This is a genomic window from Pectobacterium polonicum (genome assembly GCF_005497185.1).
In the GTDB taxonomy this organism is placed as follows: domain Bacteria; phylum Pseudomonadota; class Gammaproteobacteria; order Enterobacterales; family Enterobacteriaceae; genus Pectobacterium; species Pectobacterium polonicum.
This window is the reverse complement of the sequence record NZ_RJTN01000010.1, coordinates 95,349-120,556: the sequence shown is the minus strand read 5'-3', so window position 1 is coordinate 120,556 and position 25,208 is coordinate 95,349. Positions and strand designations below refer to the sequence as shown.

Annotated in this window: 29 protein-coding genes and 1 pseudogene; 5 read left to right on the top strand and 25 right to left on the bottom strand. The window is 48.8% G+C overall.

The window, feature by feature from the left end:
• Positions 1-6: 6 nt before the first annotated feature.
• The 23 genes from EDI29_RS12290 to EDI29_RS12180 form a co-directional block, all read right to left on the bottom strand.
• Complete coding sequence (locus EDI29_RS12290) at positions 7-660, bottom strand: prepilin peptidase (RefSeq protein WP_103157522.1); 654 nt, start codon at positions 658-660, stop codon at positions 7-9.
• Positions 657-1,175 (bottom strand): lytic transglycosylase domain-containing protein, encoded by a 519-nt coding sequence (locus EDI29_RS12285; protein WP_103157570.1) that lies wholly within the window; start codon positions 1,173-1,175, stop codon positions 657-659. The genes EDI29_RS12290 and EDI29_RS12285 overlap by 4 nt, the downstream gene beginning before the upstream one ends.
• 5 nt (positions 1,176-1,180) lie before the next feature.
• Complete coding sequence (locus tag EDI29_RS12280) at positions 1,181-1,777, bottom strand: type 4 pilus major pilin (RefSeq protein ID WP_103157523.1); 597 nt, start codon at positions 1,775-1,777, stop codon at positions 1,181-1,183.
• A 56-nt stretch (positions 1,778-1,833) separates the two neighbouring features.
• On the bottom strand, positions 1,834-3,000 hold the full coding sequence (locus EDI29_RS12275) for a type II secretion system F family protein (RefSeq protein WP_103199312.1): 1,167 nt from the start codon (positions 2,998-3,000) through the stop codon (positions 1,834-1,836).
• A gap of 2 nt (positions 3,001-3,002) precedes the next feature.
• The gene (locus tag EDI29_RS12270; protein WP_103199313.1) at positions 3,003-4,562 is read right to left on the bottom strand and encodes an ATPase, T2SS/T4P/T4SS family; all 1,560 of its coding nucleotides are present in this window, start codon (positions 4,560-4,562) and stop codon (positions 3,003-3,005) included.
• Positions 4,562-5,071 carry a type IV pilus biogenesis protein PilP gene (gene pilP / locus EDI29_RS12265; RefSeq protein ID WP_103199314.1) on the bottom strand — a complete coding sequence of 170 codons (510 nt, stop codon included), beginning with the start codon at positions 5,069-5,071 and terminating at the stop codon, positions 4,562-4,564. Before pilP ends, EDI29_RS12270 begins: the two co-directional genes overlap by 1 nt.
• Positions 5,068-6,366 carry a type 4b pilus protein PilO2 gene (pilO2, locus tag EDI29_RS12260; protein ID WP_103199315.1) on the bottom strand — a complete coding sequence of 433 codons (1,299 nt, stop codon included), beginning with the start codon at positions 6,364-6,366 and terminating at the stop codon, positions 5,068-5,070. The genes pilP and pilO2 overlap by 4 nt, the downstream gene beginning before the upstream one ends.
• Before the next feature lie 10 nt (positions 6,367-6,376).
• Positions 6,377-8,041, bottom strand: coding sequence for a PilN family type IVB pilus formation outer membrane protein (gene pilN, locus EDI29_RS12255; RefSeq protein WP_103199316.1), 1,665 nt, complete (start codon positions 8,039-8,041; stop codon positions 6,377-6,379).
• Positions 8,042-8,050: 9 nt separating this feature from the next.
• Positions 8,051-8,497 carry a type IV pilus biogenesis protein PilM gene (locus EDI29_RS12250; protein WP_103199317.1) on the bottom strand — a complete coding sequence of 149 codons (447 nt, stop codon included), beginning with the start codon at positions 8,495-8,497 and terminating at the stop codon, positions 8,051-8,053.
• Complete coding sequence (pilL2, locus tag EDI29_RS12245) at positions 8,497-9,840, bottom strand: PFGI-1 class ICE element type IV pilus protein PilL2 (RefSeq protein ID WP_103199318.1); 1,344 nt, start codon at positions 9,838-9,840, stop codon at positions 8,497-8,499. The genes EDI29_RS12250 and pilL2 overlap by 1 nt, the downstream gene beginning before the upstream one ends.
• 150 nt (positions 9,841-9,990) lie before the next feature.
• Positions 9,991-10,428 (bottom strand): DUF29 domain-containing protein, encoded by a 438-nt coding sequence (locus tag EDI29_RS12240; protein ID WP_039512823.1) that lies wholly within the window; start codon positions 10,426-10,428, stop codon positions 9,991-9,993.
• A 72-nt stretch (positions 10,429-10,500) separates the two neighbouring features.
• Positions 10,501-11,085 (bottom strand): hypothetical protein, encoded by a 585-nt coding sequence (locus tag EDI29_RS12235; protein ID WP_103199319.1) that lies wholly within the window; start codon positions 11,083-11,085, stop codon positions 10,501-10,503.
• A 103-nt stretch (positions 11,086-11,188) separates the two neighbouring features.
• Positions 11,189-11,737, bottom strand: a complete 549-nt coding sequence (locus EDI29_RS12230) for a single-stranded DNA-binding protein (RefSeq protein ID WP_103199320.1) — start codon at positions 11,735-11,737, stop codon at positions 11,189-11,191.
• 64 nt (positions 11,738-11,801) lie between these two features.
• Positions 11,802-12,299 carry an STY4534 family ICE replication protein gene (locus EDI29_RS12225; RefSeq protein ID WP_103199321.1) on the bottom strand — a complete coding sequence of 166 codons (498 nt, stop codon included), beginning with the start codon at positions 12,297-12,299 and terminating at the stop codon, positions 11,802-11,804.
• Between the two features lie 627 nt (positions 12,300-12,926).
• Positions 12,927-14,957, bottom strand: coding sequence for a DNA topoisomerase III (locus EDI29_RS12220; protein ID WP_103199322.1), 2,031 nt, complete (start codon positions 14,955-14,957; stop codon positions 12,927-12,929).
• Positions 14,957-15,751 (bottom strand): PFL_4669 family integrating conjugative element protein, encoded by a 795-nt coding sequence (locus EDI29_RS12215; RefSeq protein WP_103199323.1) that lies wholly within the window; start codon positions 15,749-15,751, stop codon positions 14,957-14,959. The genes EDI29_RS12220 and EDI29_RS12215 overlap by 1 nt, the downstream gene beginning before the upstream one ends.
• A gap of 317 nt (positions 15,752-16,068) precedes the next feature.
• Positions 16,069-17,262 carry an STY4528 family pathogenicity island replication protein gene (locus EDI29_RS12210; protein WP_103199324.1) on the bottom strand — a complete coding sequence of 398 codons (1,194 nt, stop codon included), beginning with the start codon at positions 17,260-17,262 and terminating at the stop codon, positions 16,069-16,071.
• 171 nt (positions 17,263-17,433) lie between these two features.
• The gene (locus EDI29_RS12205; RefSeq protein WP_103199325.1) at positions 17,434-17,688 is read right to left on the bottom strand and encodes a ParE family toxin-like protein; all 255 of its coding nucleotides are present in this window, start codon (positions 17,686-17,688) and stop codon (positions 17,434-17,436) included.
• 8 nt (positions 17,689-17,696) lie between these two features.
• Complete coding sequence (locus EDI29_RS12200) at positions 17,697-18,311, bottom strand: DUF2857 domain-containing protein (protein WP_103199326.1); 615 nt, start codon at positions 18,309-18,311, stop codon at positions 17,697-17,699.
• A gap of 27 nt (positions 18,312-18,338) precedes the next feature.
• On the bottom strand, positions 18,339-18,608 hold the full coding sequence (locus EDI29_RS12195) for a hypothetical protein (RefSeq protein WP_103199327.1): 270 nt from the start codon (positions 18,606-18,608) through the stop codon (positions 18,339-18,341).
• A gap of 3 nt (positions 18,609-18,611) precedes the next feature.
• Entirely contained in the window at positions 18,612-20,330 is a 1,719-nt protein-coding gene (locus tag EDI29_RS12190; RefSeq protein WP_103199328.1) for a ParB family protein, read from the bottom strand.
• Complete coding sequence (dnaB-PI, locus tag EDI29_RS12185; protein WP_103199329.1) at positions 20,330-21,697, bottom strand: SPI-7-type island replicative DNA helicase; 1,368 nt, start codon at positions 21,695-21,697, stop codon at positions 20,330-20,332. Before dnaB-PI ends, EDI29_RS12190 begins: the two co-directional genes overlap by 1 nt.
• Complete coding sequence (locus EDI29_RS12180; RefSeq protein ID WP_039507409.1) at positions 21,690-22,088, bottom strand: hypothetical protein; 399 nt, start codon at positions 22,086-22,088, stop codon at positions 21,690-21,692. Before EDI29_RS12180 ends, dnaB-PI begins: the two co-directional genes overlap by 8 nt.
• A 230-nt stretch (positions 22,089-22,318) precedes the next feature.
• Here EDI29_RS12180 and EDI29_RS12175 point away from each other — a divergent pair, with 230 nt between their 5' ends.
• On the top strand, positions 22,319-22,726 hold the full coding sequence (locus EDI29_RS12175) for a hypothetical protein (protein WP_103199330.1): 408 nt from the start codon (positions 22,319-22,321) through the stop codon (positions 22,724-22,726).
• A gap of 13 nt (positions 22,727-22,739) precedes the next feature.
• Here the strand turns inward: EDI29_RS12175 and EDI29_RS12170 are convergent, their stop codons facing one another.
• On the bottom strand, positions 22,740-23,627 hold the full coding sequence (locus tag EDI29_RS12170) for a ParA family protein (protein WP_039512803.1): 888 nt from the start codon (positions 23,625-23,627) through the stop codon (positions 22,740-22,742).
• A 181-nt stretch (positions 23,628-23,808) separates the two neighbouring features.
• Positions 23,809-24,051 (bottom strand): helix-turn-helix domain-containing protein, encoded by a 243-nt coding sequence (locus tag EDI29_RS12165; RefSeq protein ID WP_137741126.1) that lies wholly within the window; start codon positions 24,049-24,051, stop codon positions 23,809-23,811.
• A 104-nt stretch (positions 24,052-24,155) separates the two neighbouring features.
• Here EDI29_RS12165 and EDI29_RS12160 point away from each other — a divergent pair, with 104 nt between their 5' ends.
• The 4 genes and pseudogenes from EDI29_RS12160 to EDI29_RS12145 all read left to right on the top strand — a co-directional run.
• Positions 24,156-24,410: a helix-turn-helix domain-containing protein gene (locus EDI29_RS12160; RefSeq protein ID WP_137741125.1), complete on the top strand. Its 255-nt coding sequence runs from the start codon at positions 24,156-24,158 to the stop codon at positions 24,408-24,410.
• An 85-nt stretch (positions 24,411-24,495) separates the two neighbouring features.
• Positions 24,496-24,744: a helix-turn-helix domain-containing protein gene (locus EDI29_RS12155; RefSeq protein WP_010299606.1), complete on the top strand. Its 249-nt coding sequence runs from the start codon at positions 24,496-24,498 to the stop codon at positions 24,742-24,744.
• A 14-nt stretch (positions 24,745-24,758) separates the two neighbouring features.
• Positions 24,759-24,977, top strand: a complete 219-nt coding sequence (ccdA, locus tag EDI29_RS12150; protein WP_137741124.1) for a type II toxin-antitoxin system antitoxin CcdA — start codon at positions 24,759-24,761, stop codon at positions 24,975-24,977.
• Positions 24,978-24,979: 2 nt separating this feature from the next.
• Positions 24,980-25,201: pseudogene (locus EDI29_RS12145) on the top strand (CcdB family protein); the annotation flags it as partial.
• Between the last annotated feature and the right edge of the window lie 7 nt (positions 25,202-25,208).

The window sequence follows — 25,208 nt, the reverse complement described above, 5'->3', positions numbered from 1 at the left end:
CCTCTATCAGTGCCAGAGCGTAAACATCCAACGGTCCGTTAACCGTTGGATGTCCGTCGTAAAAGGAATAAGCAGCCCCCCAAATCCTGCCATCCAGGGGCCAATCGGCGTATGATCGCGTCTGGTCAATTGCATCGTCAGCGCACCAGTAACCAGAGACACAAACAGAATAACGCTGCCTGCAACTCCGCCCCAGGCGCTCAATACCAGCCACAGCATGATGTCTCCCCGCCCGGGTAGAAGAGCGGACAGCGACGGTCGGACAATAACGGCAATAAGCGCAGCCACCACGACCACGGCAGACATCACCATCACCGGCTGAATGATGTAGGTTGGCAACGGTGAGTAATTCAGCGCAAGAAAAAACAGCGGGACGGTATAACTCTCAGGTAGCCATTCCCTTTCCACATCAGCCACAGCACAGGCAAGCAGACCCGCCTGCATCACCAGTAGCAACAGAGAGCCGGACTCATGAACATAAAGTGATACCAGACTAGCAAGCCAGAACGGAATAACGAGCAACAACAAGGTCATTCCGTTCAGCACTCGTGCAGGTTGCAGCGCCAAAAAACGCTCTATCCAGCGAACGTGCTGGCAAGCCAGCCAGGCGACCATCGTCAATACAACGAAAAGTAACGGGGCTAAAATGAATAGACTCATTTCAGTACGACACCCCGTCGTTCGCGTAACAACCGTTTATAGCGTTCCCAGATGAGGTTGGCGTATTTCTCACGCAGCCGGTGGCGCTTATCGCCGAACCCCGCGTTGTAACTGCCCAGGCAGTTCCAGCTCACACCACACACCTGGAAATGGGATGCCAACAATCGGGTACCAATCTGAATATTCAGGCACGGCTTATCCAGCAAATCCTGCACTGTCGCGATAATGCCCTCCCGGATCAGTTTTGGTACATTCCCCGAGTTAACCATCATCAGACCGTAATCCGCACTACCATCCGAGTTGCTGCGGTTGACTGCTTGCGGATTAAAGCTGCTTTCCTGCTCCATCACCGCCTCAATCAGCAGTGAATCGATGACGTACTTCACACTCGCGGTGTGAATACAGGCCAACCAGGGCTGCACCGTATATTTCACAGGGGGTTTACCCAGGGCAACACTGTTGCCTGGGGAATAAGCAAGAAAGATAACGGTGATCAGCAGCAATGCATTGGCCATGATCATCAACGCGAAGTAGTAATAATCAACGTTTTGTCACCACCATCACATTGCGTACCAATCAACGTCGCGGCAGTTGATGTCCCAGTGGTCACGTTGGCCGTCAGCATCGCGGTACTGCCAATGGTGACGGAATAAATAGATTCTCCAGCATTCAGGAACATTTGAGCCAGATCACCACAGCCTCCCTCAGATACTCCCGTCAACGTCATCGCAACCGAGTTATTAAATGCCGATCCATTTGTCCTGGCGGGAGCCAGGGCATACGTTCCGCCGTAGCGGTTGTAATAGACATCACCAGTGCGATCGACAGACGCGGGAATACCATTGACCGCACGCAGGGTTGCCATCGAGGCACCGGTATACCCGGCCCGACTCTTTAATTTACGCGACTGTTCTAACATGGTCGTTACTTCAGTTTGCGTAGCACTGTTCTGATACAACCCCCACAGATAAGCCCCCAGTTGAAAGACAAGAATAACGACCGCTGCAGCGACCACAACCGCGATAATCGCATCTTTCAAATTGCCTCCCCGAGCAGGGGTGATAAGCCACTTCGCAATACCAGCCTTGCGGCGGGATGTAGTCAGAGACGTTTCCATTCAATAACCTCTTGATAAATAACTAGCGTTAAAAAAATATAATGTAGTGATACGGGTCAGAACCCTTGAGAACTCAAGGTCATCGTCAGCCCGACCACAGCGAACATGACGTAAATCAGAAAAGCGCCGATCACGCCCCCCAGACCAAAGGTCAGCCAGTTACTCAGTGACCGAATACGCTCCAGTGCGACAGGCATTTGCTCCTGCCCCCAGTCATTGAGCACATCAGCAATATCCCGGCTGGCACCGGCACGACTAAGAAAGATGGCACTTTCCCTGGAAGGGAAGTTGTAGCCACTTTCATAGAGCGCCAACCCCAGGTTTCGGCCACTGCGCACACGGAAAGCCGCAGCATCAAGGCGCGCGACAAGCCATGGTGAGGCGTGCTTACTGAGCGTATTCAGGACGTCCAGCGGCAACATGCCCGCCTTCAGCAACGAACCGGCACTGAGCATAAATAGCGCCCCTTGCAAGGTGGAGTAGATCGACCAGGGAGGAATAAACTCAAGAAAGCGGCGACGGATAACGCCCCCACGCTTCGGAATAGTGCGGATAATGCGGAAAGTGATCATACCGATGACAAAACACAGAACGGCTCCGTGCTCTTGTATCCCGTGGCTGACACTGTTCAATATGATGATATGCAACGTCCAGCGCTCCTCTGGGATCAGCTTGGACATTGCCGGCAACAGATGTTGTGATACGCCGTAGAGTATCCCGGGTACAGAGCACAGAACCAGGCCCATCTGGCCCAATGCAGGGACCATCGCACTGCGTATTTGCTGAATATATTTAAGCAGGCTGATAGATTGGGCTAATGCCTCAGACATATTGCCCGAGACATTACCCACCCGAAAAAGCACAGCTTCTAGTGGCGAGCACCAGGCTGCCAGAACATCTTCCGGTGTCGCTATCTGATCGCAGGGGCCGGGCAGATTCATCTCCCCGAATGTGCGTTTGCTAACCGCATCGCTCAATTGCTGGCACAGCAGGCTACCGCGATTACGCCGTTTTCCGTTATCGCTGTAGATATCCCGCATAATGTCGAAAATTTCTGCCGGCAGCATCTCCATTCGCCAGAACGTACGCACCATCTGCCAAAACTTAATTCGTTCCGTCAGCCAAAACGTCCGGCGCATCATCGGCGGCCAGGTTACAGAGAGGATCAAAAAAACCCCTAAGACCAGCAGCACACAGAAGATGACTATCAGTAATGTCACCATGGCTAGGCACACTCCCTAAAATCGCGGTCTTCATCGGGATCCATGTGCTCTGTGGCCATCACCAGGTCTGTCTGACCAGCCAGCAGCAGACGCCGCAAATGCTGCCCACGACTAAACCCGCCCGCCTGAAGCCAGAGCCGGCGCGCCACAAAACTCCCCTCTTCCAGCCAGCTTTTCATGATATGACGGTCGGGGCGCACGATTTCAGCCACGATGGTTCGTCCGCTAATCCCCTGATTAATCTCGGTTCCCAGCAATTGCTTCGTGCACTTACCGCAACCATCAGGGTTTCGAAAACGTAACTGCTCAAGCTCATCCGCATTAAACATGCGCTTTGCCAGCGTCTGATGCGAAGCCGGGATCAACTGACGTTTAAGGGCTTCAGACCACGGCAATGAGCAGGACGGGCAGAGCGTATTCACCAACGACTGTGCAATCAGTCCCCGAAAATACGTCGGGTTCGCCAGCTCACGCGCGTCAATTCCCCAGTTACGCATGCGGGTCAGTGCATCCAGCGGATAGGTACAGTGGAGCCCAAACCAGCCAGGGTGGCCACTGACGGACGTTTCCAATGCAGCGTATGCTGATGCGTAGTCGCGGGCTTCTCCGGTATAGATACCATCCGGGTCAAGACGCATGGACATCACCACACTGCCCGCCCAGGCTTCTCCCGCCTGATGCAGACTGAGATTGTCGGTATTAACGGCACACTGCACTGCGCCCAAAATCAGCCCTTCAATCGGCGCTTCCTGGGTTTGTAGACTGACCTGTCCGTTGTTTCTGGCCAGCCATCGACTTGCAAGTACCCTTTGCGTCGTGGATTTACCCGATCCGGTCGTCCCACACAGACCGATAAGTCCCTGTGATGTCAGCTCAATTTCTTCCACCGCCGCTTCATGCTCCGGCTGATAGCCTAAGCTTTGCAGCGTTCGGGTACGCCCACGATCGTCTTCAATCAGGCGCATCACCGCAAAAACACCACCATCGTCAGTCGGACGATGGCTATAGCGGGCTGCATACAAATTCATATCCGCCAGAAATTCAGGTTTAACACGACCATCCTGAGCAACACGCGGGTTGTAGCCCTGAGATTTGGTGTCACACATACTTTCCACCATAGTCGACAGCAGCGTTCCTCCCTCTTCAAAATCCGGTTCACGAATTGTGTACAACAACCCATTGATCCGGGTACGGATCCGGCTTCCCTGGCGACGGTCGAGATGTACGTGAATATCAGAGGCGCTCATCGAGATGACATCGCGGAACATCCGACGGACCTCGCGCTGAGCACCACTGATCCCCGCCTCCACATCATGCGTATTGGCCAGCCCTACCTGACCAAGCTCACTTTTCATCACGAATTCAGGCGGCAATGGCTTCAGCCCGGCCCGGCGCAATCCTGCAAACCAGCTGATGAATTCCGGCTCCTTACTAATTTCCCGGTTAATGCGCACACTCACAGACTCGTTATCAAGACGAATGAGCTCAATGTCATCACTGTATGGCTCTGGAACGCGGCAGGCCAAATCGGCATCAGTTGATTGATGGTTATCCGTTTTCATTACTGCGCTACCCCTGTCTGGATCATCTGTCCGTTGCTAAGTTCGACACCGCGTGAAGTGATGCTTTTCACGCGATGCTCACTGCCTGGCCAGGCATCGCCTGGCTGAAGTACGATACGCCGACCGTTAAACTCGGCAGCCGCGCGCAGCGTTCTGTTTTCACTCCATATCTCTTTCAACCGCGCAGCCGTAATAGCCAGGCTTATCCCGGCGCCTTTGCTCGCAGTCCCAAGCCCAACACCTGGTGTAGCTGAAGGCAGTAACATATCGGGCCGGTTCTTCAGCGTTTGCCCCTTCAACCGACTTTCCGCCAGTGCGTTCTGCGCGTCCTGACGAGCCTGCTGTGTTTTTATCAAATCAATTTCCAGCTCGACAGCTCTCAGCGTCCTGACTGTCACTTCATCAGAAACCAGGACGTCCCCTGAGGGAACAGGACTAATTTCCGTCATATCAGAAGCCAATACCGATGCTGTAAACAGCAACGGAAATAGGGAAAAAACTTTCATCATGGTGTATTTCCTTCTGGTGCAACGCTGTCCTGGGCACGACTGTACGCCGTTCCATCCCATGACCAGGTCAATGACCGTCCCTCAACCTTCAGTCCAACACGCGTCAGACGGAGTCCCACCGCAGACAAACCTGCCAGTTGAAAGGAAGGGGCTAAGCGAGAGGTATGAGAAAAGGCAAATGCGCTCCAGTCCTGAATCCACTCGACCGTTTCATCCACCGGAGTTGATGTTGGCGGAACATTCTGGAGTGACGGAGGGATCCCCCGGGACTGAAAGAAACTCAGCAAAAGTCGACGGTGAGTTTCACTGTCAATCACGTGATCGTCACCGCCACTGGGCAGCGCAGGATAGGAGAACGCCACCTGCGCGTTATCCCCACTCTCATCGATAAAGACAACCGGTGAGCCTGGAAGAGACTGCACAGCCTGAATCAGGCGGTTGACCGTCGCCAGTCGATTGTTCTTATCCCGCACCCATGCGGTCATAACGCCATCAGCCCGGCAGTCGGCAGAGGACAATGGCCAAAAACCCAGATCCAGAGGAAGCGCATCCAACTTACGTTCGCAGACCGTTAGCAAAGTCTGAGCCGATGGTTGCATCACCCATGGATGGGGTAATAAACGTTTTTCTTTTTGAGAAAGCTCGCTGCCTCCTGCAGCCATAGCAGCCAGCTTTGCTTTTGCTGCTTGGGCCTGGCGAGCAGACCAGTTCTGCCAATACTGCACGCCCCACATCCCTGCAATGCTGACCGCAAACAGCACAGGCACACTAATCAATAACGTACGTTGTATTCTGGCGGGACACGTCAATCGATAACGTGTTGGCCAGTCGCGACGACGCAACGGCAGGATATCAGCGGGTACCGCAGGCGCATCCGGCGTAGAGGCCACATGCCATCCCGCTTCCGGCGCAAGCGTGAGGTTAATAAATTCATTTGTGATGGCGAACATATCGTCGCGCGTACCGCAAATGTCGCCGTTAAGCGCAGGAACACCGTGAATAGTCGCTAAAAAAACATATTCATCGTCACCGAGTTGGACAACGCCATACCCGTTTTCCCCCGTCCAGTTCGTCGCCAGTGCGGCAAGTGACCACAACCGACCTGGCCTCCATGGGCAAGCGCCCGTGACCGCTGACGCACCAGAATGAATATCGGAAGCTGGATTGCGTCGACGAACAGGGTTGAGCTTCAGGGATAACATATCGCGCCCAAACCGCTGGACACTTTTCTCTGCTGTCGGCTCCCAGCGCAATCCTGCGACTAACCCACCATTCTCATGAGGTACAGTAATCACATCGCCGCCCTCACATCAGAACTGGCGTAACGGCGATGATCAGGGTGACATCATCCGTTTCACTTGATTTACCACCGCCGGCGACAGTGACATCAGGATCAAATGCGCCTTCCCGAGATGTAGTCAGATTGCGCGAGTTATAACCACTGACGATCAACGTCTGACCCGGCCTCAGATTAACCCGTTCACTTAAGCTCCGTACGGTGGTATACGGCATCTCCATTTTGGTTCTGCCATCTTCAGATGACTCTTTGCGCAACTGAGCCGGATCGGAGTGACTGAAGTTAAATTGCAGTTGGATATCCCCCTCATCACGGATATCAGGCAATAGCGTCATCTGCGTCCCCGTAGTGATGCTTCCGGGTTCCATGTCCGTCGTGGCATAATTTTCAGACACAGTTGTTTTCTGGTTACGCAGGTAAACCATTTGCCCCGCGATCTGAAACGGTGCAGGAACCAAATTAGTCGTCGTTGCCTCATGAGCCATCACCACAGACACCTTGCCTTGCGACTCCAACGCTCGGAACAACGCCGTCGTGCCTGCAAATTTTCCATCAATAACATTGATACCTGCGGATGAAATTGCAGTAGTGGCCGTTGGCGTACCCGCCAACGTTAAGCCAAATCGATCGAGACGATTAGCAACAACAGACCAGTCCAGTGACGTCTGGCTTGAACCTTTGCGCTGAACCGAATAGACGCTAACCATAAGCTTGACCATCCGATTCATACGCACATTCAGGTTGTCGATATATCCCTCAACTCTGTCCAGTACCTGGGGAACATCTGTTACAACAAGTTCGCCCGTTGAACCAGAAAGGTGCCAGTTCCCCGATGGACTGATCATCGACTTAATGGATTGACCGATGTCATTATGAATTTTGCTTTCCAGCTTAACGCTAGTGCTCTGTCCTGAATTCTGGCTACCGCTTACCGAGCTATTATCACCTCCGGCCGTCGAGCTACTAGTGCCGGTCAAGTTGGAATTCATGGATGTTTCAGCGTTGAGAACCTTTAATCGGTAAGTTCGCGTGTCCAGGTAATACAGCACCACCTGATTGTTTTCGAATTTCCAGTTAAGCCCCGTACGCGATGTGATTTGGTCCAGAGCCCCACCGAGAGGCTCACCTTCCCAACTGATATCAGTAATCAGTCCCGCACCGATATTCGGTGAAAATGACGAGGTAGACGTTACGCCGCCAATACTGGCCAGTGCGGGACGCCCACCTTCATCCGGACGAGGAAGTGCCCCTTGGATAGCTCGAGTCGCCCCAGCGCCCCCCTGTGATGCTGAGCCGGATAGCGCACTCATGGCATCAGGCGTTATCACAACCGGGAACCCGCAACTGCGGGTAATACGCTGGCCAACCTCATACAGAGACAAGCTGCCATCAATAATCAATGTCAGGCTGCATGGAGGTAACTTGACCTGTTGCGCCCGTGCACTGACACGAATAGGACGGGGATTGACCCAGGGCTCGTCAACCCAGACAAGTGAAGGAGAGGAAGGCTGTGTGCGAGATAATCCATGTAACTGCTCAGCCGTTCGGATATCCCGCTCCGCTTGCTCATCTGCCCCCCTAAACCCGTTGGTAGCACAACCATTCAGGACGGTAGAAACAAGCAATGCCAGCGCAACGTTCCGGTATATAAAATGCGGGGTAAATTGTGACATCGTCTTCTCTTAGTTGATGTATACCAAAGAGCCTTCCGTGATGCCGGCAGGCAATGGAACTGGCCAGGGAGCGGGGTCAACAAGAGTATTCACACGCCCTTCGTTGATACGAGCCAGAAGCCGTGAGTCGCGTGATAATTCACGTAACACCCTGGCCATACCTGGTTTTTCTTTTGCCCACACGAAAACTCGTCCGTTATATTCGGTGCAGTAAATGTCTGGGTTATCTTCCAAACCAGGGATTGAAAGCAGATTCGAAGGACGGTTCCCGGGACATAAGGACAGGACATTTCCCCCCTGAGCTTTTAACCTTCCTAGCGTGTTGGCTGTCTGAAGCATTTGGCGTGCCGTAGAAGTTTCTATGGCCGTATCCACCGACAAATCACCAGTAGAGCGTGCCCCCTGGTATCCGCCAACCAGGACTAACAACGCCATTAACACCAACATGCCTTGCATCAGTTCAGCCCTGTTCTTAGGGGTTTATCAGAGACCACAACAACACACTGGCTGCGGTTAGCGAGGCCATAGAGCGGGGTATCCACTTTCCCATCCACCCTTTCTGGTCCATATAAATAAAAAATGCGGTTCACGAATGCATCGAAACTGCCATGGATAACCAGACGAGGCGGCAAGGGATAATCGACATTGATCGGCCAAACAACGGCCCATTTACCGCCATACGGGCAATCCACCGTGGAGGCCTGCCGCGTCAAAAACTCACGTAATGTGGTGGTGCCCGGCTCTGCTTTCCAGACGGGTGTAATAACTGGTGCGGGCTTGGGGTCAGAAGCTAGGGCTGGAGACGCTACTGGCGTCGGGACCACAGGTGCAGCTACTGCCGGGCTCGTCTTAGACGACATCGAAAGCAACTTTGCCGTTTCATCTTTTTTTGGCGGCTGCGCGACAGGAGCCGGCGGCAATGCTGTCGTCGGTGCTAGGATTGATTTTGCAGCTGGAGCTGGAGCGACTGAGGATTTTACAGGTGATGGCAGCGCAGACAACGGGGCTGTTTGGGCGGCAGCAGAAGGTTTCGATATGGGGGCAGAAGCGACCGGCTTGTTCACAGAAACAGGTACCCCCGTAGCCAATACCGAAGGTTTACTCTCTGTCGCTGTCGGCGAAAGCGTTGTCAGGGTTGGTACAGGTAAGGGTTGGCTGTCCGGTTTTAACATGCCTGGCTTCGTCTGCGCCCCTGGGTTCGTAAAAGGATTTCCGGAAGTGCGAGGCGGGACAGAAATGGCCGATTTAACGGGGGAAGTAGACAATGATGCAGAAGCGGCCGGTGCAAACGAACGATATTCATCACGCAGAGCAAAGCAGACTTCACGATTCACATCGTCAACGCGTAGCCGCCACGCGGGCCCCGCAACTATCTGCAACGCTTCACTGAGACGAACCGGACCGATATTGCGCTGGACACCTGGCAAAGGTCGACCAAGAAGCTCAGAAAACGTTGATGACGTTGAGGGGCACAGCGAATAGCCAGACTCTAACAACAAATAACGAAATCCATCCCCGACACTACGCACCAGTTGCGGCGGCATCGTGATGTCGATCATTTGGTTGAGTGGATCGCGTTGTGAATCTGCAGGGCGAGTGCTGACCAGTGTGTAACGGTCATAACGCACGACTTCAGGTGAACGATTTTGATAAATATCGTTCGTCCTTGGCTGCACAGCCGGGCGGGAAACTGAAGAGGTTGTTTGTTGTGCGCACCCCACTACCAGCATTGCAGCAGAAAGGCATGCCAGCGTCGTCGTAGCTGGCGTATTTCGAGGGTGCCGCATAGGTCTTGTCATCAGTCTCCACCGTGTTTAAGAGAAATCTCAAAATCAGGTGGTTATTCTGCCGACAAGCCCGGACTGAACAACGCTAAACTAAAAACGTGCTCAGAAAAGAAAAACGCTGACCGAAGCCAGCGTTAGTGTCCCATAGCTACATGAGAAAGGTTAATTTGGCCAAAACTCGGAGTACAACACATCTTCTACCGTCCAGATTTGCTCATCTGGTAAGTTTTCAAGCTGTGTTTCCGATGCAGCAATAGCCACTGCTTTAGACCAGATCACATCATACCAATCAGGGTCATTCAGTTTGGTTTTCAGACTGGGAGACTCTTTAAGCGCATATGCCACATCTTTACGCTGCGCTTTGATCGTCTTTTCCCAGCTCGAACCGCGTCGTTCCGGTTGATATTTCCATTTCAGTAAGTGAGCAATCAAGACAGCCATGCGGCTTGCCAGCTCCCGTTGTTCGCTCTTACCCACGTCTGCAATCTCCTCGGCTATGTTTTTGCCGTCGATCTCTGAAAATTTACCGGAGCGTAAAAGTTCCGCCTGCTCATTAGACCAAGCGACAACATCAGTCTCGTATCGAGTATGAGTAGTCATTTTTACCCCCGAAGGATCACAGAAAAAGTAAGTGTTTTACTAAGTCTGTCATGTAAGAAAGTACCCGTCAATTTAGCTAACAAGAGCGAGAATTTCTGGATGCTGTCGCCAACGCCGATCCGCATCAGCAAGTAATAAACGGTTTGCCTGTTCCCTCATTCGTTCGGCAGTCGAATAATTATCCCATGATGCTTCAATCGCCGCTTCTTTGCGGAGTTCTTCACATTGGGAATACAACTGTTTCGCCTCAACATCACTAGAAACTGGCTTAGTCCACTGAATGCCATCCCCAGCAAAGACACCGCCGAGAACCAGCTTTCCGAATCTGTCTAGAATTCTGATCTGAGAAGGATAAAAACTTTGTGGCCCAGAATCATGTCCAAGGTCGGGATCATAGTAATCAGCATCTTCATCACGAAATGGCCAGCTATCATCGCGATAAATGACAGTTAATCGATCAATAATCTCTGCGATAGTGGCACCGCCAGAGATTTGAAGTGATTCAATTCGGTAAAAGGAACCATAGTTCCGATCATCTTCCAGGTACTCAACACTGCCCATAACGTCAGCTGTGAACTGTCTGTTGAAGATGTCTTCGCGTAGCGAAATACCTGGTTCATACGGTGTATGAAAAAAAGAAGGTATATTGTTGATCATAAGTTCGGTTCTCCTGATTGATTAGGAGAACTTTCCCGCGGGGAAATTCTCCCGCAAGGAAAGGTAAATAAGAAAAGCGCCAGAAAAACCCTGGCGCATGAGATTAAGAAATGGCATAAATCGCTTTACGACATACGCCATAGCCAAACCCCAGGAACGGTATGTCGTCGTCAAAATCCATCGGCGGCTCATTGCCTGCTGGATGTTGAGACTGAGGTGTACCACTGTGCGCAGGTGCTGCTGGTTGCTGAGGTTTACCCCATGAAGTGCTGGCTGCACTTTGGTTGTTGCTTCCAGCGTTAGGACGAGAACCTAGCATCTGCAATGTGCCGCCAACATTAACGACAATTTCAGTCGTATAACGTTCTACTCCGGCCTGATCGGCCCATTTACGCGTTTGTAATGAACCTTCAATGTAAACCTGAGATCCCTTGCGGAGATATTCGCCAGCGATTTCAGCGAGCTTCCCAAAAATCACCACACGGTGCCATTCGGTCTTCTCTTTCTGTTCACCACTTTGCTTATCCCGCCAGGTTTCAGAAGTCGCTAATGTCATGTTGGCAACTGCACCACCATTCGGCATATAGCGAATTTCAGGATCCTGACCAAGATGGCCAACTAGAATAACTTTGTTAACACCACGTGAAGCCATAATCTTTCTCCTTTTACATTGAAAAACACCCCGCGAACGGGGTGTCTATAATGAGTACCTGATATCAGAATGAATTATTCGCATAGGATTTAGCCGCAGCGGTACCATTATTCTGAGGAGGCACGGAGTCAGGTTTTTCAGCTTTATAGACCTGTTGTTGGCCCACTTTGATCCAGTCAACCTTAATCAATCGGGCTTTCTGGCTAACACGCTGTTCACCGGCATGTTCACCGGATTTTAATGTAAAAATCTCAGCAGAGAGATTACTCAGTGTGAAACCAATAAGGACTTTCTTATCCTCATCAGACGCTTTTTGACAGCGTGCAATCAGGTCAGTTGCTTCCTTACCGGCCACAGTGACATCAAAACGAACATAGTTCGCTTTATCTGCCGGACCACTTAAGGCATTAATGACACAACTCAGGAATGGTCCTGACGTGCCAGTAACGTGACGAATATTACTGACGTATCCCAATCCATTAATCAGAAGATTAAAATATTCTGATTTGCCAGCTTGAGAATTGTTTTGGTTTTGAGCTTGAGTATTGTTATTTGCAGACATAGTGTTCTCCAGGAGTGTTAAATAAGGTGTAACGGAGAAAACATTTCCCTTGAGGGAATTGTTTTTCCCGTCAAGGGTCAGGATCAGCTGTTATCCTGACTTGTCTGGTTAGTAAAATCGGACCTTCATCACCACGCTCGCAACGGCGTTCAAACTACCTGGTGATATCTGCTTCCAAAGGCTGGCAGATTTACCACACGCAACTGAGCGTGTTCTTCCTTACAGGCTACAGAAGTGTTCTTTTGTGACTACCCGAAGGCGATCCTCACGAGCCACTGGATCATTGGTGGTCATCAAAGATGACGAGTAAGCACGGTCATTTTTAAATCACAGTGCAATATCGTCAAACCTAAATTGTTTATGTGCCTGTAAAAATAAAAACGGTGTCGGTTTTATCCGACACCGTCTGGTGGGGTGTACCATATCCCTGAGGTATTCAATGTGGCTCCGGGGAAGTTTCCCGACGCGCTTTTCACGGAGGGCATGCGTCTTACAGATCGACTAGTGTGCGGTAGTCATCTGCTGGGCTAGTAGTATTCAGTTCCCCGTAAGAACATCACACTACGTCGTAGCCTGCGAGGTACGAATTGCATCAAAGCGGAATTACAATATCAAAAATACCGCTTGTCAGGTAACCGGTTTATTCTTAATTTTTACTGCCCTTTTACCTGATTTACTTTTCATCTTTGTTCCTTCGCTTACAACGCCTTTACAAAGGGGGTACTTTATACATCCCCAAAATATTCCATTGGTACCTTTTACTCTTTGAGTAATACCACCGCATGTTGGACATGGCGGAGTAACGGGAGGCGTTAGTGAAATTGCCTGCTGTTTACCTTTTTCAACCAAGATACGCGTCCATTCTGTCTGACGCTGCATAAAGACTTCAAGAGAGAGTTTTCCCTGATATATGTCTTCCAACGACTGTTCCCACAACGCCGTCATACCAGGACTGGTTAACGTCTCTGGTAGGGCAGACACCAATTCTCTGGCGATTAAGGTCGCGTGAATATGGGCACCTTTTCTCTCCAGATAATTCCGTTTAAACAATGTTTCAATAATTCCGCCACGTGTTGCCTCCGTTCCTAGGCCTGCATTATCACGAAGTACCTTTTTTAATTCAGGATCAGTAACAAAACTTGCCGCATTTTCCATCGCTGCAATGAGCGTTCCGTCAGTGAAATGAGATGGTGGCTTCGTTTGCAGAGACTTAACTTCCCCCCCTTTTACCTGGCATAAATCGTTTTGACTTAATTTGGGTAACTCGCCACCGCCGTTATCATCCAGCTCCTTAGTGACTACATGATCTTCTTTCTCGTCGACAAAGAGAGCCTTCCAGCCAAGAACAACACTAATACGTCCTCGGGTCCGAAATAGTTGCCCACCGACATTAAACGTAGCTTCAGTTACATCAGCTTCCTGAAGCGGAAAGAATTGAGCCAAGTAATGTTGCCGAATGAGGGAATAAACCTTCAATTCATCCTGTGATAATTTCGCCATATCAAAGGATTGCCTGGTAGGGATAATGGCATGGTGCGCAGTGATTTTTTTATCATTCCAGACACGGGAAATAAACGAGCGGTCAGCTCTTTGCACAGCAGAGGCTATAACAGGATCGGATTGCACAAGCGCAGAAAGGACTTCGTCAATCTCTGTTTTCATTGACTCAGGTAGATATCCACAATCCGTTCTAGGGTACGTTGTTGCTTTATGTGTTTCGTAGAGTGCTTGCGCGATACCGAGTACCTGATTTGCCCCCATCCCCCATTTACGAGAACAAACTTGCTGAAGAGCGCTTAAGCTAAAACATAAAGGTGCAGGGGTCCTATCTCGCTTCATCGTGACATCAAGTACCACGGCCGTTTCAGTATTTCGGCACAATTGCTCTACAGCCAATGCTGCGTTCTGCTGTATACATCGATGCTCACTATCACAATAACCAGCGGCTGGGATCCAGATTGCGTTAAACCGAATCCCATCTTTTTCTAACTCAGCCCAAACTTTCCAGTAGGGCTTTGGCACAAAACTATCGATTTCAAGATCGCGGCGAACCACGAGTGCCATCGTTGGCGTTTGCACTCGTCCGATTGACAATACATCACGTCGCCCAAAACCTTTATCACGAGCCTTTAAGGTATAAAGGCGGGTCAGATTCATGCCAATCAACCAATCCGCTTTACTACGTCCCATTCCTGCGTAGTAAAGGCGAACCGTTTTTTCCCCAGGCAACAAATTGTCTAACCCCTTCCGGATACTAGCGTCGTCGAGCGCACTCAACCACAAGCGTTTTACATTTCCAGTAAAATGGCAGTAATCCAGTAACTCTCTGGCCAGAACCTCACCTTCCCGATCTGCATCTGACGCAATAACAACGTCATCAGCCTGCTTCAGCAAACGACTAACGACAGAGAATTGATCCGACGTATCTTTCTTTACAAGAAGCTTCCACTGTGAAGGGATCATTGGCAGAGAATCAAGGCTCCATTGAGCAAATTCATCGCTATATGATTCAGGATTAGCCAGCTCCAGAAGGTGACCAATAGCCCACGTAATTGTAATGTCCTTACCAAAAAGAAATCCTTTACCACGCTGGGTTATTCCCATAACTTTCGCTATGTCTTTGGCCTGAGAAGGTTTCTCGCATAAAAATAAACGCATTACGCCCCCCCGATTGGAGAAAGCCGTGCAGAAAAAGAAGAACGCACTTTTCCAGACATAATGTCTGCATCAGGCTCGCCGTAAAGCTCAATAGCTTTCAGGCCTGCTGGCGTTCTGGCTAGAATATCATTGCGGGTAACAGCAACAGCACGGTAATTCTGCACGATGCTGTATATCTGTCTGATCGCATACCCTCCCTTATCCAAGTATTGATCGCGAGTTGCACGAGAAATAAGACCATAGTGGAAAGCCTGAAATACCTTCATTGCTAATTGGTCGTAGCCGACCAATAGCCAGACGCAGCGATATCCAAGCGGAGAACTGCTATAAACCCCGATATTTAGTGGTGAAACAGACATAACATCGGTTAGCTTTATTGATACAGGGATAGACTTCAGGATCTCCGATATCTCTTGAACCACTTTCTGAACTTTATCTGTCGATATTTCAATAGCATCTTCCAACCTAACCAGCAGTGCATCGGCATAAGGATTATCGGCAACGGATGCCTGATATGCCTGACCGGCCCGTGATATCACTTGCGGCATGCTAAAAATATGGCGAGGAGGCCGTTGTGAATTCACATCAGCTGTCGCCGTTTGCTCTTTGCGGCGCCCGTCCCATAACCTGATAGCATAATGAGTATGGAGATCGAGAGTTAAGGATGATTTCAATGCACCGGAACGGGATTCTCGTTCACGGGAGGGCTGAATGGTAGGAGATGAGGTTGTTGGCTCTGGTAAAGCAGGCTCCTGATGAGGTGCCTTATTCACGCCGTTCTCTGAATCTGACATCGCTGACTCCTTGTTTTAACCTGAAATATTTCTGATTTGGGGTAGAAATATTCAGGGCAAAGAAGTTATCAGCTCAATTCAAAACCAGTTTTGAGAAGACGTAAATATAAATGAGCCGGAACGAGAGGAGCACACACTAACCACCAAAAATCCAACTCGCCCGGGTAACACTATTATATAAATTTACACATCCCTATAACATCGCCTAACACCACTATGTTTTGTCTATTTTTTAACCATCGTTGCCCGGGGCAACGGCGTTCAATATTTAACCAATACGGCACTAATTATTAAAAAGTCCCATCTGGACACCCCGTTTATCTTGGAGAACACTTTTTCCGTATCTCGGCCAGCATATCCTGGACGAACGCTTTGTCTGAAACTGACTTGGGCACTACATCAGCTACCACAGGAGGGATGACCATTTGGGGCTGTACAGGCGGTTTAGACGCTTTTTGGGCAAAGAGTTTCCCGTCACGGGCCCGTTTCAATACGGCCAGTAGCCAGCCAATCGGGTTAGTAAGTCCTCCGTCAGAAAGCACCCTGTTTATCGATTGCAGCACCTGTTCAGCTTGCTCGCTGGTCAGTGCCTGAAGTTGTTCAGTCACCATGCTACGGTCGACCATCGGTAGCAATTGTTCGAACACGTTCGGCAGTACGTACGTATTTCTTTTTACACACTGTGTATTACTACGTACGTAATGGTTCGGATTCCGAACTGAGTGACAACCCCTTGAAATACCACTGAGTTCGGATTCCGAACTAGGTGATTCATCCTCTTCAGGATGACTGAGTTCGGATACCGAACTCAGTGAATTTGAGTCCGAACTCAGTGATTTTTGTCTTAGTTCGGATTCCGAACCAGGGTGACGAACAGCCTGTCTGACCGCCATTTGTTGCGGTGTTTGTGCGGAACCAAGACGGCTCTCAATAAGCGCAATACGGCTATGACGATGCCGCATCGTGGTATCATTTTTGAGCTCGTTCAATACTTCCCATGCTGTCTGACTGATAGTTTTGTTCTTGTTCTGACATGCTTCAGCAACCGTATCCAGCCAACCTGGATCGAAAATCTCTGCATCACGGAATGAGAGTGGTTCATCATGCTGCGCATAAATATTCCCTCGGACCCGGCCTTTTTCATCACGAACGCGTTTGCACAAACTTAGCCAGCCAGTGATCCTCAGCATCAACAACACGCGGCTGATTGTCTCCCGGGAAGCCTTGCCTTTATGGGGAGAAGCTAACTGAAGCTGTAATTCATCATAGGTGGGGAAAATCGCCCCTTCATTTTGCTGGGCGTACAGGCGGATCATCATCCAGGCCATCTTATCCAGGGGAGATAGTCGGGTGTCTAATAATAAACGTCTGGGGTATGCATCATGTACATTCCCCATATAAAGTAGCCCGCTACGCAGTTGTCCTGCGTCATCGCCGGGTATTCGCTCAGCCAACCGGAGGTTCATCTTCTCAACGGTGTAAGCTATCAGGCTGTCTGCCGGCAGATTCATAACATTATCCTTATCGCTGATTGTTCCTTATCCGCCCGTTGGCTCGTGATAAAAAACATCAATGCACTTGTTTCTGCATCCGAATAAACAGATGCAGCATAAACACACTGATTAGTCATGTTTTGATTGGCTCATTTTTACTATTTCGCTATCGTCATATACCGCCTCATATTATTTTCGTATTTCTTTGTTATAACGTTCGTGATTCATTAATTCCCACGAATCACCATGATTTCGACTTAATAATCGCCAAAATGGACCGATATCTATTTTTAGATAATTAGAATTCCTTTCCGCAAGGCGAGTATAATTACGTTCACCTTGTCGAAAGCGTTGAATTTGACTCTTTGCTTTTTGATAAGGTGATTTTGGCACTGTTGCCGGAGCATATAATCCCGGCATGATTTCGCATAAACGAGAACTCATTATTATCCTCACCGTGATATCGTTTTTTTTGATGATTCAGCGGACACATTCATGCGATGCGTTTGGCCCCACGACCGAACGGCGTGCCAAACAGCAGTCAAAGATACATCCATCTGCTCTGCGGCTAACATCATGACATCCAGCCCCTCGCCGCTATCGATATTCTCTACAGTAGCCAACTGCAAACGCTGCCAAAGTGTGGCACTTTCCTCTTCACTCAAGACAACACCTCGACCAGGACGTACGTCAATGCCAGCAATGCGTCGTCGATTGGCGACTTCCAGACTGGATAGCCCAAACATGTGTTGCATAAGTTCAATAGAACCACCTAGTGATAACGCACGATCAATGCGCTGCGTACGCATTTGCTCACGGCGGGCATGCTGAACCAGACGGTAAAAATTTTCGTGATGAATGTTGAATTGCAATACAGAGACAGAGCTATTGGAAATATAATGCAGGTCATCAATAGTCAAACTTTGCAGTAATTGCATCTCCTCTTGTTTTAATCCAAGGGACTCACATCGACGAATGTGGCCACTTTTTAAATCCATCACTAATTGAGTCAGAAGGTTATTTGCTGACTGGGATGCATTTGCTATTTGTAACGAACTCTCACTCATAAAACCCCTCCATTTATAAAATGTCACTTATCTCTTTTTTGAACTATCTAAATACTTATCCGATAAATACGAATGAATACGCCGAAAGTCATCAATTAGCGGTTTACATTCATTCGCTGTTTTTAAGAAAGCATCACATTCACCATGCTGACTGAGTATTTCCCCGCACCGATCCAATGCCTGGACATCATCCGTATACGCATCCCGTATCTGTTGTTCCTTTTCTTTTATCGCACTGGATAGTGCATTAAGTAGCACCTCATAATAGGTGCCACTTTGTAAACGCAATTTTCCCATCCTTTACTGCTCTGTTTGTTCCGTGGCGATCTGCCGCTGATGTTCGCGTAAACGACGCAATACCCGAATCAGACGTAATATTTTTACGGTGTATTCATCATCAAGAACGGGAGAGTCTCCTTTGTTTGCAGAACCGATAATATTCAGGCAGAAGCTGAACATGTTGAATGGTTCAACACTTTGTTCGCCGGCCAGCCCATTGAGAAAGAGAATAAAAGGAGTCTTAGATGTCATCGGTGCGATATAGCCAGCATCAAGAGGCCCCTTTGCTTCTTGAATTTCACCGGGATACCCCATCACTTCTGCCAGCTCAAATGCGAGTCGGTAGGCGCTACCTTGCAGATGCTCGATGTCATCCTGGAACGCAGAGATCTGCCAGATATCAGAAACAGGCTCCAGCCCCACGTTAGCAAAAGAAAGCACAGAAGCAGAAGAGGCTAACTGCTGTGTAGAATGCTCACCAGAAGGTAAAGAAAATGCTGTCTGATTATCTGCGCTTTGACTTTGGCTATTTGCTAATGAAACGTTGTACCCAGAAAGATTGTCATGAGAGAAGGCATTGTCATTGCCCAGAGATTCACTGTCCTCTGCGTTTTCATCATCATGTTCATCGGTATGCTGACGATGTTCATCAATTGCGCTATTTAACGAAGGAGGCACAGATGTTAAAGGCGGTGCTGAAAAATGTTGCCTGTCGTCATTATTTCCAGACTGCTGGGAAGATGGAGGCGTAGATTTTAGACCCGTATCGTCATCGTTTTTATCCTTATTTGCGGCTTCAGGTGGAGGCTCGTGGACGAACGCGGGTAATGGGTCAGTCTCGCCGAAAAGTTTGCGCTGATTACGCACTTTAGGATCTAATTCCATCACCCAGCGGTCGTAGTTAAGAGACGGGTGCGGTAAAGCATTGACCAGGGCGCCGATAAACTCGTCCCGGAATATTTCCAGTGACCAGTCATCTGGAGAATCGAATTTTTTGCAGCATCCACCAAAAACATCCTCAAAAGACATTAACGGTGTCGCCCTAAAATCGTAAGAAGACCAAACAGTTTCCGCTACACTTCTAAGTGATAAAAGGCTTTTTATTTGGTGCCTTCCTAACCCTGATTCAAGTAAATTTGGCATGTGGGGATACAGGAAGGTTATCGTGTTCTCCATGCGACTAATACTGGATTTGTCTGTTGGTAATCCTTCTTCTGCTAACAATTCCTCTAACTCACGCAGCGATACAGGTTTACCCAGTTGTTCTTCATAAATGCCACGAGCTTTCTGGATACCAAAGGCCTTTTCGATAAAAGCCAGCTCACCACGCACTTCATTCTCAACCAGATGGCCAATGACACACTTAAGGCGGCCGGGCCAAGGTTTAAAAATAACCGTGTGACGAAAGAAGCGATCTTCCCGAGTTTCTTCCCATAGTTCACTCAGAATTTTATGACGGGTATTACCGCCATCACTGAATATATAGACATCTGGGAGGTCAGGGTCACGCGTGACCATAGGTACAGTGGCTAATCCTTTATGACGAATAGACTCTTTAATTTCGTCATATTTGGGATTACGGGTAGTACGTGGGTTGTCTGGATTAGGAGCCATCTGATCCAACGTCAACACCATTGGCATTTCATTAACTGGCAACACAGAAACCTGAGCCGTTACGGGCTCGCGACTTCCTTGCAGCATCGCATTCCCAAGCTGTAACGAGGCTATTTTCTTATTCATTAGTATTGATCCCTATGGCCAGATGTCGAATCCCTGAAGCGTGTATATTGCGCATCAAAAGCAAGTTTTACCGTGCCTACGGGTCCCTGACGTTGTTTACCAATAATGATTTCTGCCAACCCTTTGTCTGAGGTATTCGAGTCGTAAACCTCTTCACGATGGATGAACATAATCATGTCCGCATCCTGCTCCAGAGAACCACCATCTCTAAGATCGGATAGGGTCGGTCGCTTATCAGCTCGGGTTTGTGACGCACGATTCAACTGAGATAGCGCAAGTAAAGGAACATCAAAATACTTGGCAATGAACTTGAGAGAACGAGAGATTACCGATATTTCCTGAGTACGGTTTTCAGAACCAGGAGAACTCATCAGCTGCAAGTAATCAACCATGACCAAGCTGGGTTTACCATACTTGCGAATAAAACGGCGCAGACGAGAACGTAACAAAGATGGGGTTAAATCACTGTTGTCATCAATGACCAAGCGATCTTCCCAGTCTTTCATCACACCGAGTGCATTGGATATTTTCCCCCACTCCTCATCATTCAATTGACCACTACGCATTGCCTGGACACTGACACCTGCGATAGAGGCAACCATCCGCATAAGCAACTGATCTGTTGGCATCTCCAGGCTAAATATGAATATGGGTTTATCGGATATACGTTCAATCGCATTTTCAGCGAAATTTAGCCCTAACGAGGTTTTCCCCATTGAAGGGCGTGCGGCAAGAATAATCAGATCTGCGTCCTGAAGACCGCACGTTTCTTTGTCTAACTCGCTATATCCCGTAGGCGTTCCGGTTATTCCATCAGGTATGGAGAAGTTACGCTCTAAACGATTTGCAACCAGCGTCAATCCCTCTTGGACTGTTGTCTCACTTTTGGCTTCCCGCTGCTCAGATATGTCAAAAAGCGCTTGCTCAGCCTGCTCTGCAATATCAGAAATCTTTATTCGTCCCTGTGCCGTAGACATGGCGTCAGCACTGATTTTTTTACCCAATGAGATCAACTGACGAGCCTGACTCCGGTCTCTGACAATCTCAGCATAGGCATTCGTATTTGCTGCGCTGGGTGTGTTTTTGGCCAGTTCTGCGAGGTAGGCAAATCCCCCAATTGACTCAAACAGGTTATTAGGGGCTTTTTCGATTGATTCAGAAAGCGTTATAAGGTCGATGGGTTGGCCGCTCTCGACTAACCGTTGCATAGCCTTAAATATCTGCTGATGTGCCCGATTATAAAAATCGCCGGCAACAATCCGTTCAACCACATCATCCCAGCGATTGTTCTCGAGCATTAATGCCCCGATAACTGACTGCTCGGCCTCCAAAGAAAAAGGAATATGTTGCATCTGAGAGTTAGCCATGCGCAGCCTCCTTCATTTCGCCACAACCAGGCAGGCCAAGACTCATGAATGCTTTCACAAGACGTTCCTGTGTCCGAGGAGAAACCAGCATTAACGGCCAATCATCCAAATAACAGGGACATTTGGCGTCTCGATTCCAGCCAGTCTCAAACAGCATCTTGTCACCAGATGATAGTGAATCATCTAATGAGAGAAGAGACAGTTCCTGTTCAGGAAACACGTTGTAAACAATGACTGAGGACTCAGGTACGCCCCACGTATTCGCAAGCAGTGACCGTAAACGATCGCCTGCATGCTCATTGTGAAATGTTTCAAAAAAAACGGTCTGTTCATCAACGTCTTTATAGCGCCAATGATTACAGGAACAGAATGCTCGATAGAGGGCCTTCATCGCACTCCCTCCACGACATAATCACCTGCTAAAACTACATTAAGGCCATGTAATAACAGTATTTTTAATGAGGTTATGTAAACTTCTGAAAAGGGCGTCGAATCTACCGTTGCGAGGGATACATTCCCTTCTACTGACAGATCATTTCCTGACCGCTTAGTTTGACGACTCCGGTCAGAAGGAACTGGCAGTAAATCCAACAACAGAGAACCTAACAACGGAGATCCGACATGGATTCTTTTGAAAAACGCTGTAGCTTTTTTTACCAGCAGGCAGCAGAAAAGTATTCGGAATATCCCGGTGCAGAACTGATTCAGATGTCCTACCGCTTGCTGTGGCTGGGCGAATGGCTTCGTCTGACACATAGCTGGCATCAGCAATTCAGTCCCTGTTCCCCGCGAGAAGCATTGGAATATGCGCTGATTAAGCAACATCAATGGACGCCCGAAATTATTCAAAGCATGTCCGATAAAGAGATGTCGCTGGCGCTGACCGACTATTGGACTGCTTTCGCAGCCGATCTTGAATGGAGCTCCAAGCAATGGGATATCGAGAAGCAGCTCGACCGATTGGATGATCCGTACACCGGAATGGATATTTGGCCGAAAAGCACGCAGGCAAATGCCATTCCGGCATAATAGTGGCTGAAGGTTAGACATTAGCGACCTCCCCTGCGCCAGTTTGATTCCGTAACACGGAATCAAACTGCTCTTTCCAATGGGGGAATAGCTCACAAGCAAGACTATGCATGGTCACAGCCGCCGCTGCGCTCTTACGATCAGTGACATATTCAAGACGGTGGACTGGTTGACCAAAGGCGTGACCGCGCTTATAGACTTCGAGCTGGTCAATTTTTGTTTCAAGTATCGAGATGTTTATGCTTTCGGATTGAAGGTATTTTTTCTCAGAAACGATGTTGCCCAACTCTTCCAACGTCTTACGATCCAATGAGGTGTTCTCAACACAGTTGGCCAGGATTTTTATATCAGGGATCTGAATCCCATAAGCCTGCAACGCCAGTAGTCGGGACATTAGACGCACGGTTCCGCGCATGAATTCCCGAACATCAGGAAGTATGGGTTTAATCACGCCAACAACATTTTCTGTGGCAGCCAGAACAACGAGCTCAACCATCACACCGGCGGCCCCTTTCGAGTCAATCATGATGACGTCGTAACTCTGGAAGCTGTGATGCTGAAGGATGTTCTTGAGACGCATGCGTCCATCAGGGGCATGAAGCATTGCAGTGGGAAGGCGATCATCAGGATCGTTGGAAATGATGAGGTCGAGGTTGGGTATAGCTGTCCGAGAAATTATGCTGTCTGGCTGGTTTAAATCTGTTGTTTGCATTAACAGCTCAAACAAACCAAACGGAGCCTCATGCTCCAGCGCATAAATACTGCTGGCTGTAGGCTGCGAATAGTCGCCATCGATAAGCAGAGTCTTTAAGCCTGCATCTGCAAAAAAACCTGCAAGATTAGCAGCTTGAGTAGACTTACCTTCGCCGCCCTTTGTTGAAATCACGGGTAAAATTTTCATTTTGCACACTCGGTTGAATGCGCAGCTTTTTTGCGGCTATCTCAGCACGAGGATTGAAAATCCTCGTGTCCTTGGTTCGATTCCGAGTCCGGCACCACTAATTTAAAGAAACCAGCCTAACGGCTGGTTTTTTGCTTTTGGGGGATTGGTCCTGAATAGGGTTCGATTCTCTACAAGAGTGTTATCCCGCCTCCCCTTCCCCATGATTCATGCTCGTGCCTTGATACCGTGACGGCCAAATCTCCTCCGGCTGCTTTCCCAATGCACAGGCAATTAACCTTTCGCCTTTGGGCCAATGTCTTGTTAAAGCATTAGCGAGTGTTGAAGACGCTAATCCTGATGCTCTTGATACCGCCGCCAGCGTTGTTCCTTTCTTTCTTAAGCCAGCAATAATGTCTGCTGGATGCCAATCGTGCTTATCCATTTCTCTTACCTCTCCCTATGATGAATTATCCCAATTATCCCATTTTGGGATAAAAAGAGAAATGATTGATATTCGATTTTGGGATATTAAGCAAGGTCACCAAAATGGCATCGATTTATTCAGATGAATATCAATCAGTTATAAAAATACTGCGAGAGGCCAGAATCGAAAAAGGCATAACCCAAGAAAATTTGGCCAACGCTTTAGGTCGACCTCAGTCTTTTGTAGCCAAAATCGAGAATGGGGAACGTAGGCTGGATGTTGTTGAATTTATCCACATCGCTCACCTGTTATCTGTAGACGCTTCCACAGTTTTAGAAAAAATAGCGCATAAAATACAGACAGATAGCATTAAGTAATCAACACAAAAAAACCACTTATCCCATTTTGGGATAAAACAGTGAGCGACTGATATTTGATCCCAAATTTTATGGGGTTGAATCGATGGCTTCTGTTTACTCTGATGAATATCAAATCGTTATCAAGGCATTACGTGAAGCACGCATTGCCAAAGGGATCACGCAGGGAAACTTGGCGCTCGCGCTGGATCGTCCCCAATCGTTTATCGCCAAAGTTGAGAACGGGGAAAGAAGGTTAGACATCGTAGAATTTATTCATATCGCTCGTTTACTTTCTCTAGACCCCGCCAGCATTATTGCTAAGATCCCTGCAAAATATAAAGCGCTTGGTTAAAGAGGAGCACTACAATGAAACACCGGATTAGCATTACCGTGGACAAAGACAATTATCAGATTCTGAGTGCTGCCGGAGTCAATATTTCCGGGCTGGTGAATGACGCCATTGGCAAAGAAGCCCGCCGTATCAAGGCTGAAGAGTGGAAGAAGGAAAACCGCGAAGGGATGGAAGAAGTCGCCCGATTTATCGCGCAGAATGGCTCCTTTGCAGATGAAAACAGGAATTGGTGATCATGCAATTCATTGTTTATCAATACAAACGCGCCAGTCACTACAAAATATTTGTCGATGTACAAAGCGATATTGTCGAGACACCCAAGCGGCGTATGGTCATTCCGCTTATCGAATCACATCACCTGTCTGAGAAAGTGAATAAAACGCTGTTCCCTCTGATCGGCATCGACGGCGAAGATTATCGGCTGATGACAACTGAACTTGTAAGTATCCCAGCAAAACGGACCA

What these genes read in the sequence shown, in the direction of transcription:
- EDI29_RS12175 (WP_103199330.1), top strand. Translation starts at nt 22,319, where the DNA reads ATGGATTCTTTTGAAAAACGCTGTAGCTTTTTTTACCAGCAGGCAGCA.
- dnaB-PI (WP_103199329.1), bottom strand. Translation starts at nt 21,697, where the DNA reads ATGGCTAACTCTCAGATGCAACATATTCCTTTTTCTTTGGAGGCCGAG.
- EDI29_RS12160 (WP_137741125.1), top strand. Translation starts at nt 24,156, where the DNA reads ATGGCATCGATTTATTCAGATGAATATCAATCAGTTATAAAAATACTG.
- ccdA (WP_137741124.1), top strand. Translation starts at nt 24,759, where the DNA reads ATGAAACACCGGATTAGCATTACCGTGGACAAAGACAATTATCAGATT.
- EDI29_RS12220 (WP_103199322.1), bottom strand. Translation starts at nt 14,957, where the DNA reads ATGCGTTTATTTTTATGCGAGAAACCTTCTCAGGCCAAAGACATAGCG.
- EDI29_RS12250 (WP_103199317.1), bottom strand. Translation starts at nt 8,497, where the DNA reads ATGCAAGGCATGTTGGTGTTAATGGCGTTGTTAGTCCTGGTTGGCGGA.
- pilP (WP_103199314.1), bottom strand. Translation starts at nt 5,071, where the DNA reads ATGATGAAAGTTTTTTCCCTATTTCCGTTGCTGTTTACAGCATCGGTA.
- EDI29_RS12165 (WP_137741126.1), bottom strand. Translation starts at nt 24,051, where the DNA reads ATGGATAAGCACGATTGGCATCCAGCAGACATTATTGCTGGCTTAAGA.
- EDI29_RS12190 (WP_103199328.1), bottom strand. Translation starts at nt 20,330, where the DNA reads ATGAATAAGAAAATAGCCTCGTTACAGCTTGGGAATGCGATGCTGCAA.
- EDI29_RS12215 (WP_103199323.1), bottom strand. Translation starts at nt 15,751, where the DNA reads ATGTCAGATTCAGAGAACGGCGTGAATAAGGCACCTCATCAGGAGCCT.
- EDI29_RS12285 (WP_103157570.1), bottom strand. Translation starts at nt 1,175, where the DNA reads ATGGCCAATGCATTGCTGCTGATCACCGTTATCTTTCTTGCTTATTCC.
- EDI29_RS12235 (WP_103199319.1), bottom strand. Translation starts at nt 11,085, where the DNA reads ATGATCAACAATATACCTTCTTTTTTTCATACACCGTATGAACCAGGT.
- EDI29_RS12225 (WP_103199321.1), bottom strand. Translation starts at nt 12,299, where the DNA reads ATGTCTGCAAATAACAATACTCAAGCTCAAAACCAAAACAATTCTCAA.
- EDI29_RS12210 (WP_103199324.1), bottom strand. Translation starts at nt 17,262, where the DNA reads ATGAATCTGCCGGCAGACAGCCTGATAGCTTACACCGTTGAGAAGATG.
- pilL2 (WP_103199318.1), bottom strand. Translation starts at nt 9,840, where the DNA reads ATGACAAGACCTATGCGGCACCCTCGAAATACGCCAGCTACGACGACG.
- EDI29_RS12180 (WP_039507409.1), bottom strand. Translation starts at nt 22,088, where the DNA reads ATGAAGGCCCTCTATCGAGCATTCTGTTCCTGTAATCATTGGCGCTAT.
- EDI29_RS12195 (WP_103199327.1), bottom strand. Translation starts at nt 18,608, where the DNA reads ATGGGAAAATTGCGTTTACAAAGTGGCACCTATTATGAGGTGCTACTT.
- EDI29_RS12290 (WP_103157522.1), bottom strand. Translation starts at nt 660, where the DNA reads ATGAGTCTATTCATTTTAGCCCCGTTACTTTTCGTTGTATTGACGATG.
- EDI29_RS12240 (WP_039512823.1), bottom strand. Translation starts at nt 10,428, where the DNA reads ATGACTACTCATACTCGATACGAGACTGATGTTGTCGCTTGGTCTAAT.
- pilN (WP_103199316.1), bottom strand. Translation starts at nt 8,041, where the DNA reads ATGTCACAATTTACCCCGCATTTTATATACCGGAACGTTGCGCTGGCA.
- EDI29_RS12205 (WP_103199325.1), bottom strand. Translation starts at nt 17,688, where the DNA reads ATGAGTTCTCGTTTATGCGAAATCATGCCGGGATTATATGCTCCGGCA.
- EDI29_RS12155 (WP_010299606.1), top strand. Translation starts at nt 24,496, where the DNA reads ATGGCTTCTGTTTACTCTGATGAATATCAAATCGTTATCAAGGCATTA.
- EDI29_RS12270 (WP_103199313.1), bottom strand. Translation starts at nt 4,562, where the DNA reads ATGAAAACGGATAACCATCAATCAACTGATGCCGATTTGGCCTGCCGC.
- EDI29_RS12275 (WP_103199312.1), bottom strand. Translation starts at nt 3,000, where the DNA reads ATGGTGACATTACTGATAGTCATCTTCTGTGTGCTGCTGGTCTTAGGG.
- EDI29_RS12200 (WP_103199326.1), bottom strand. Translation starts at nt 18,311, where the DNA reads ATGAGTGAGAGTTCGTTACAAATAGCAAATGCATCCCAGTCAGCAAAT.
- EDI29_RS12230 (WP_103199320.1), bottom strand. Translation starts at nt 11,737, where the DNA reads ATGGCTTCACGTGGTGTTAACAAAGTTATTCTAGTTGGCCATCTTGGT.
- EDI29_RS12170 (WP_039512803.1), bottom strand. Translation starts at nt 23,627, where the DNA reads ATGAAAATTTTACCCGTGATTTCAACAAAGGGCGGCGAAGGTAAGTCT.
- EDI29_RS12280 (WP_103157523.1), bottom strand. Translation starts at nt 1,777, where the DNA reads ATGGAAACGTCTCTGACTACATCCCGCCGCAAGGCTGGTATTGCGAAG.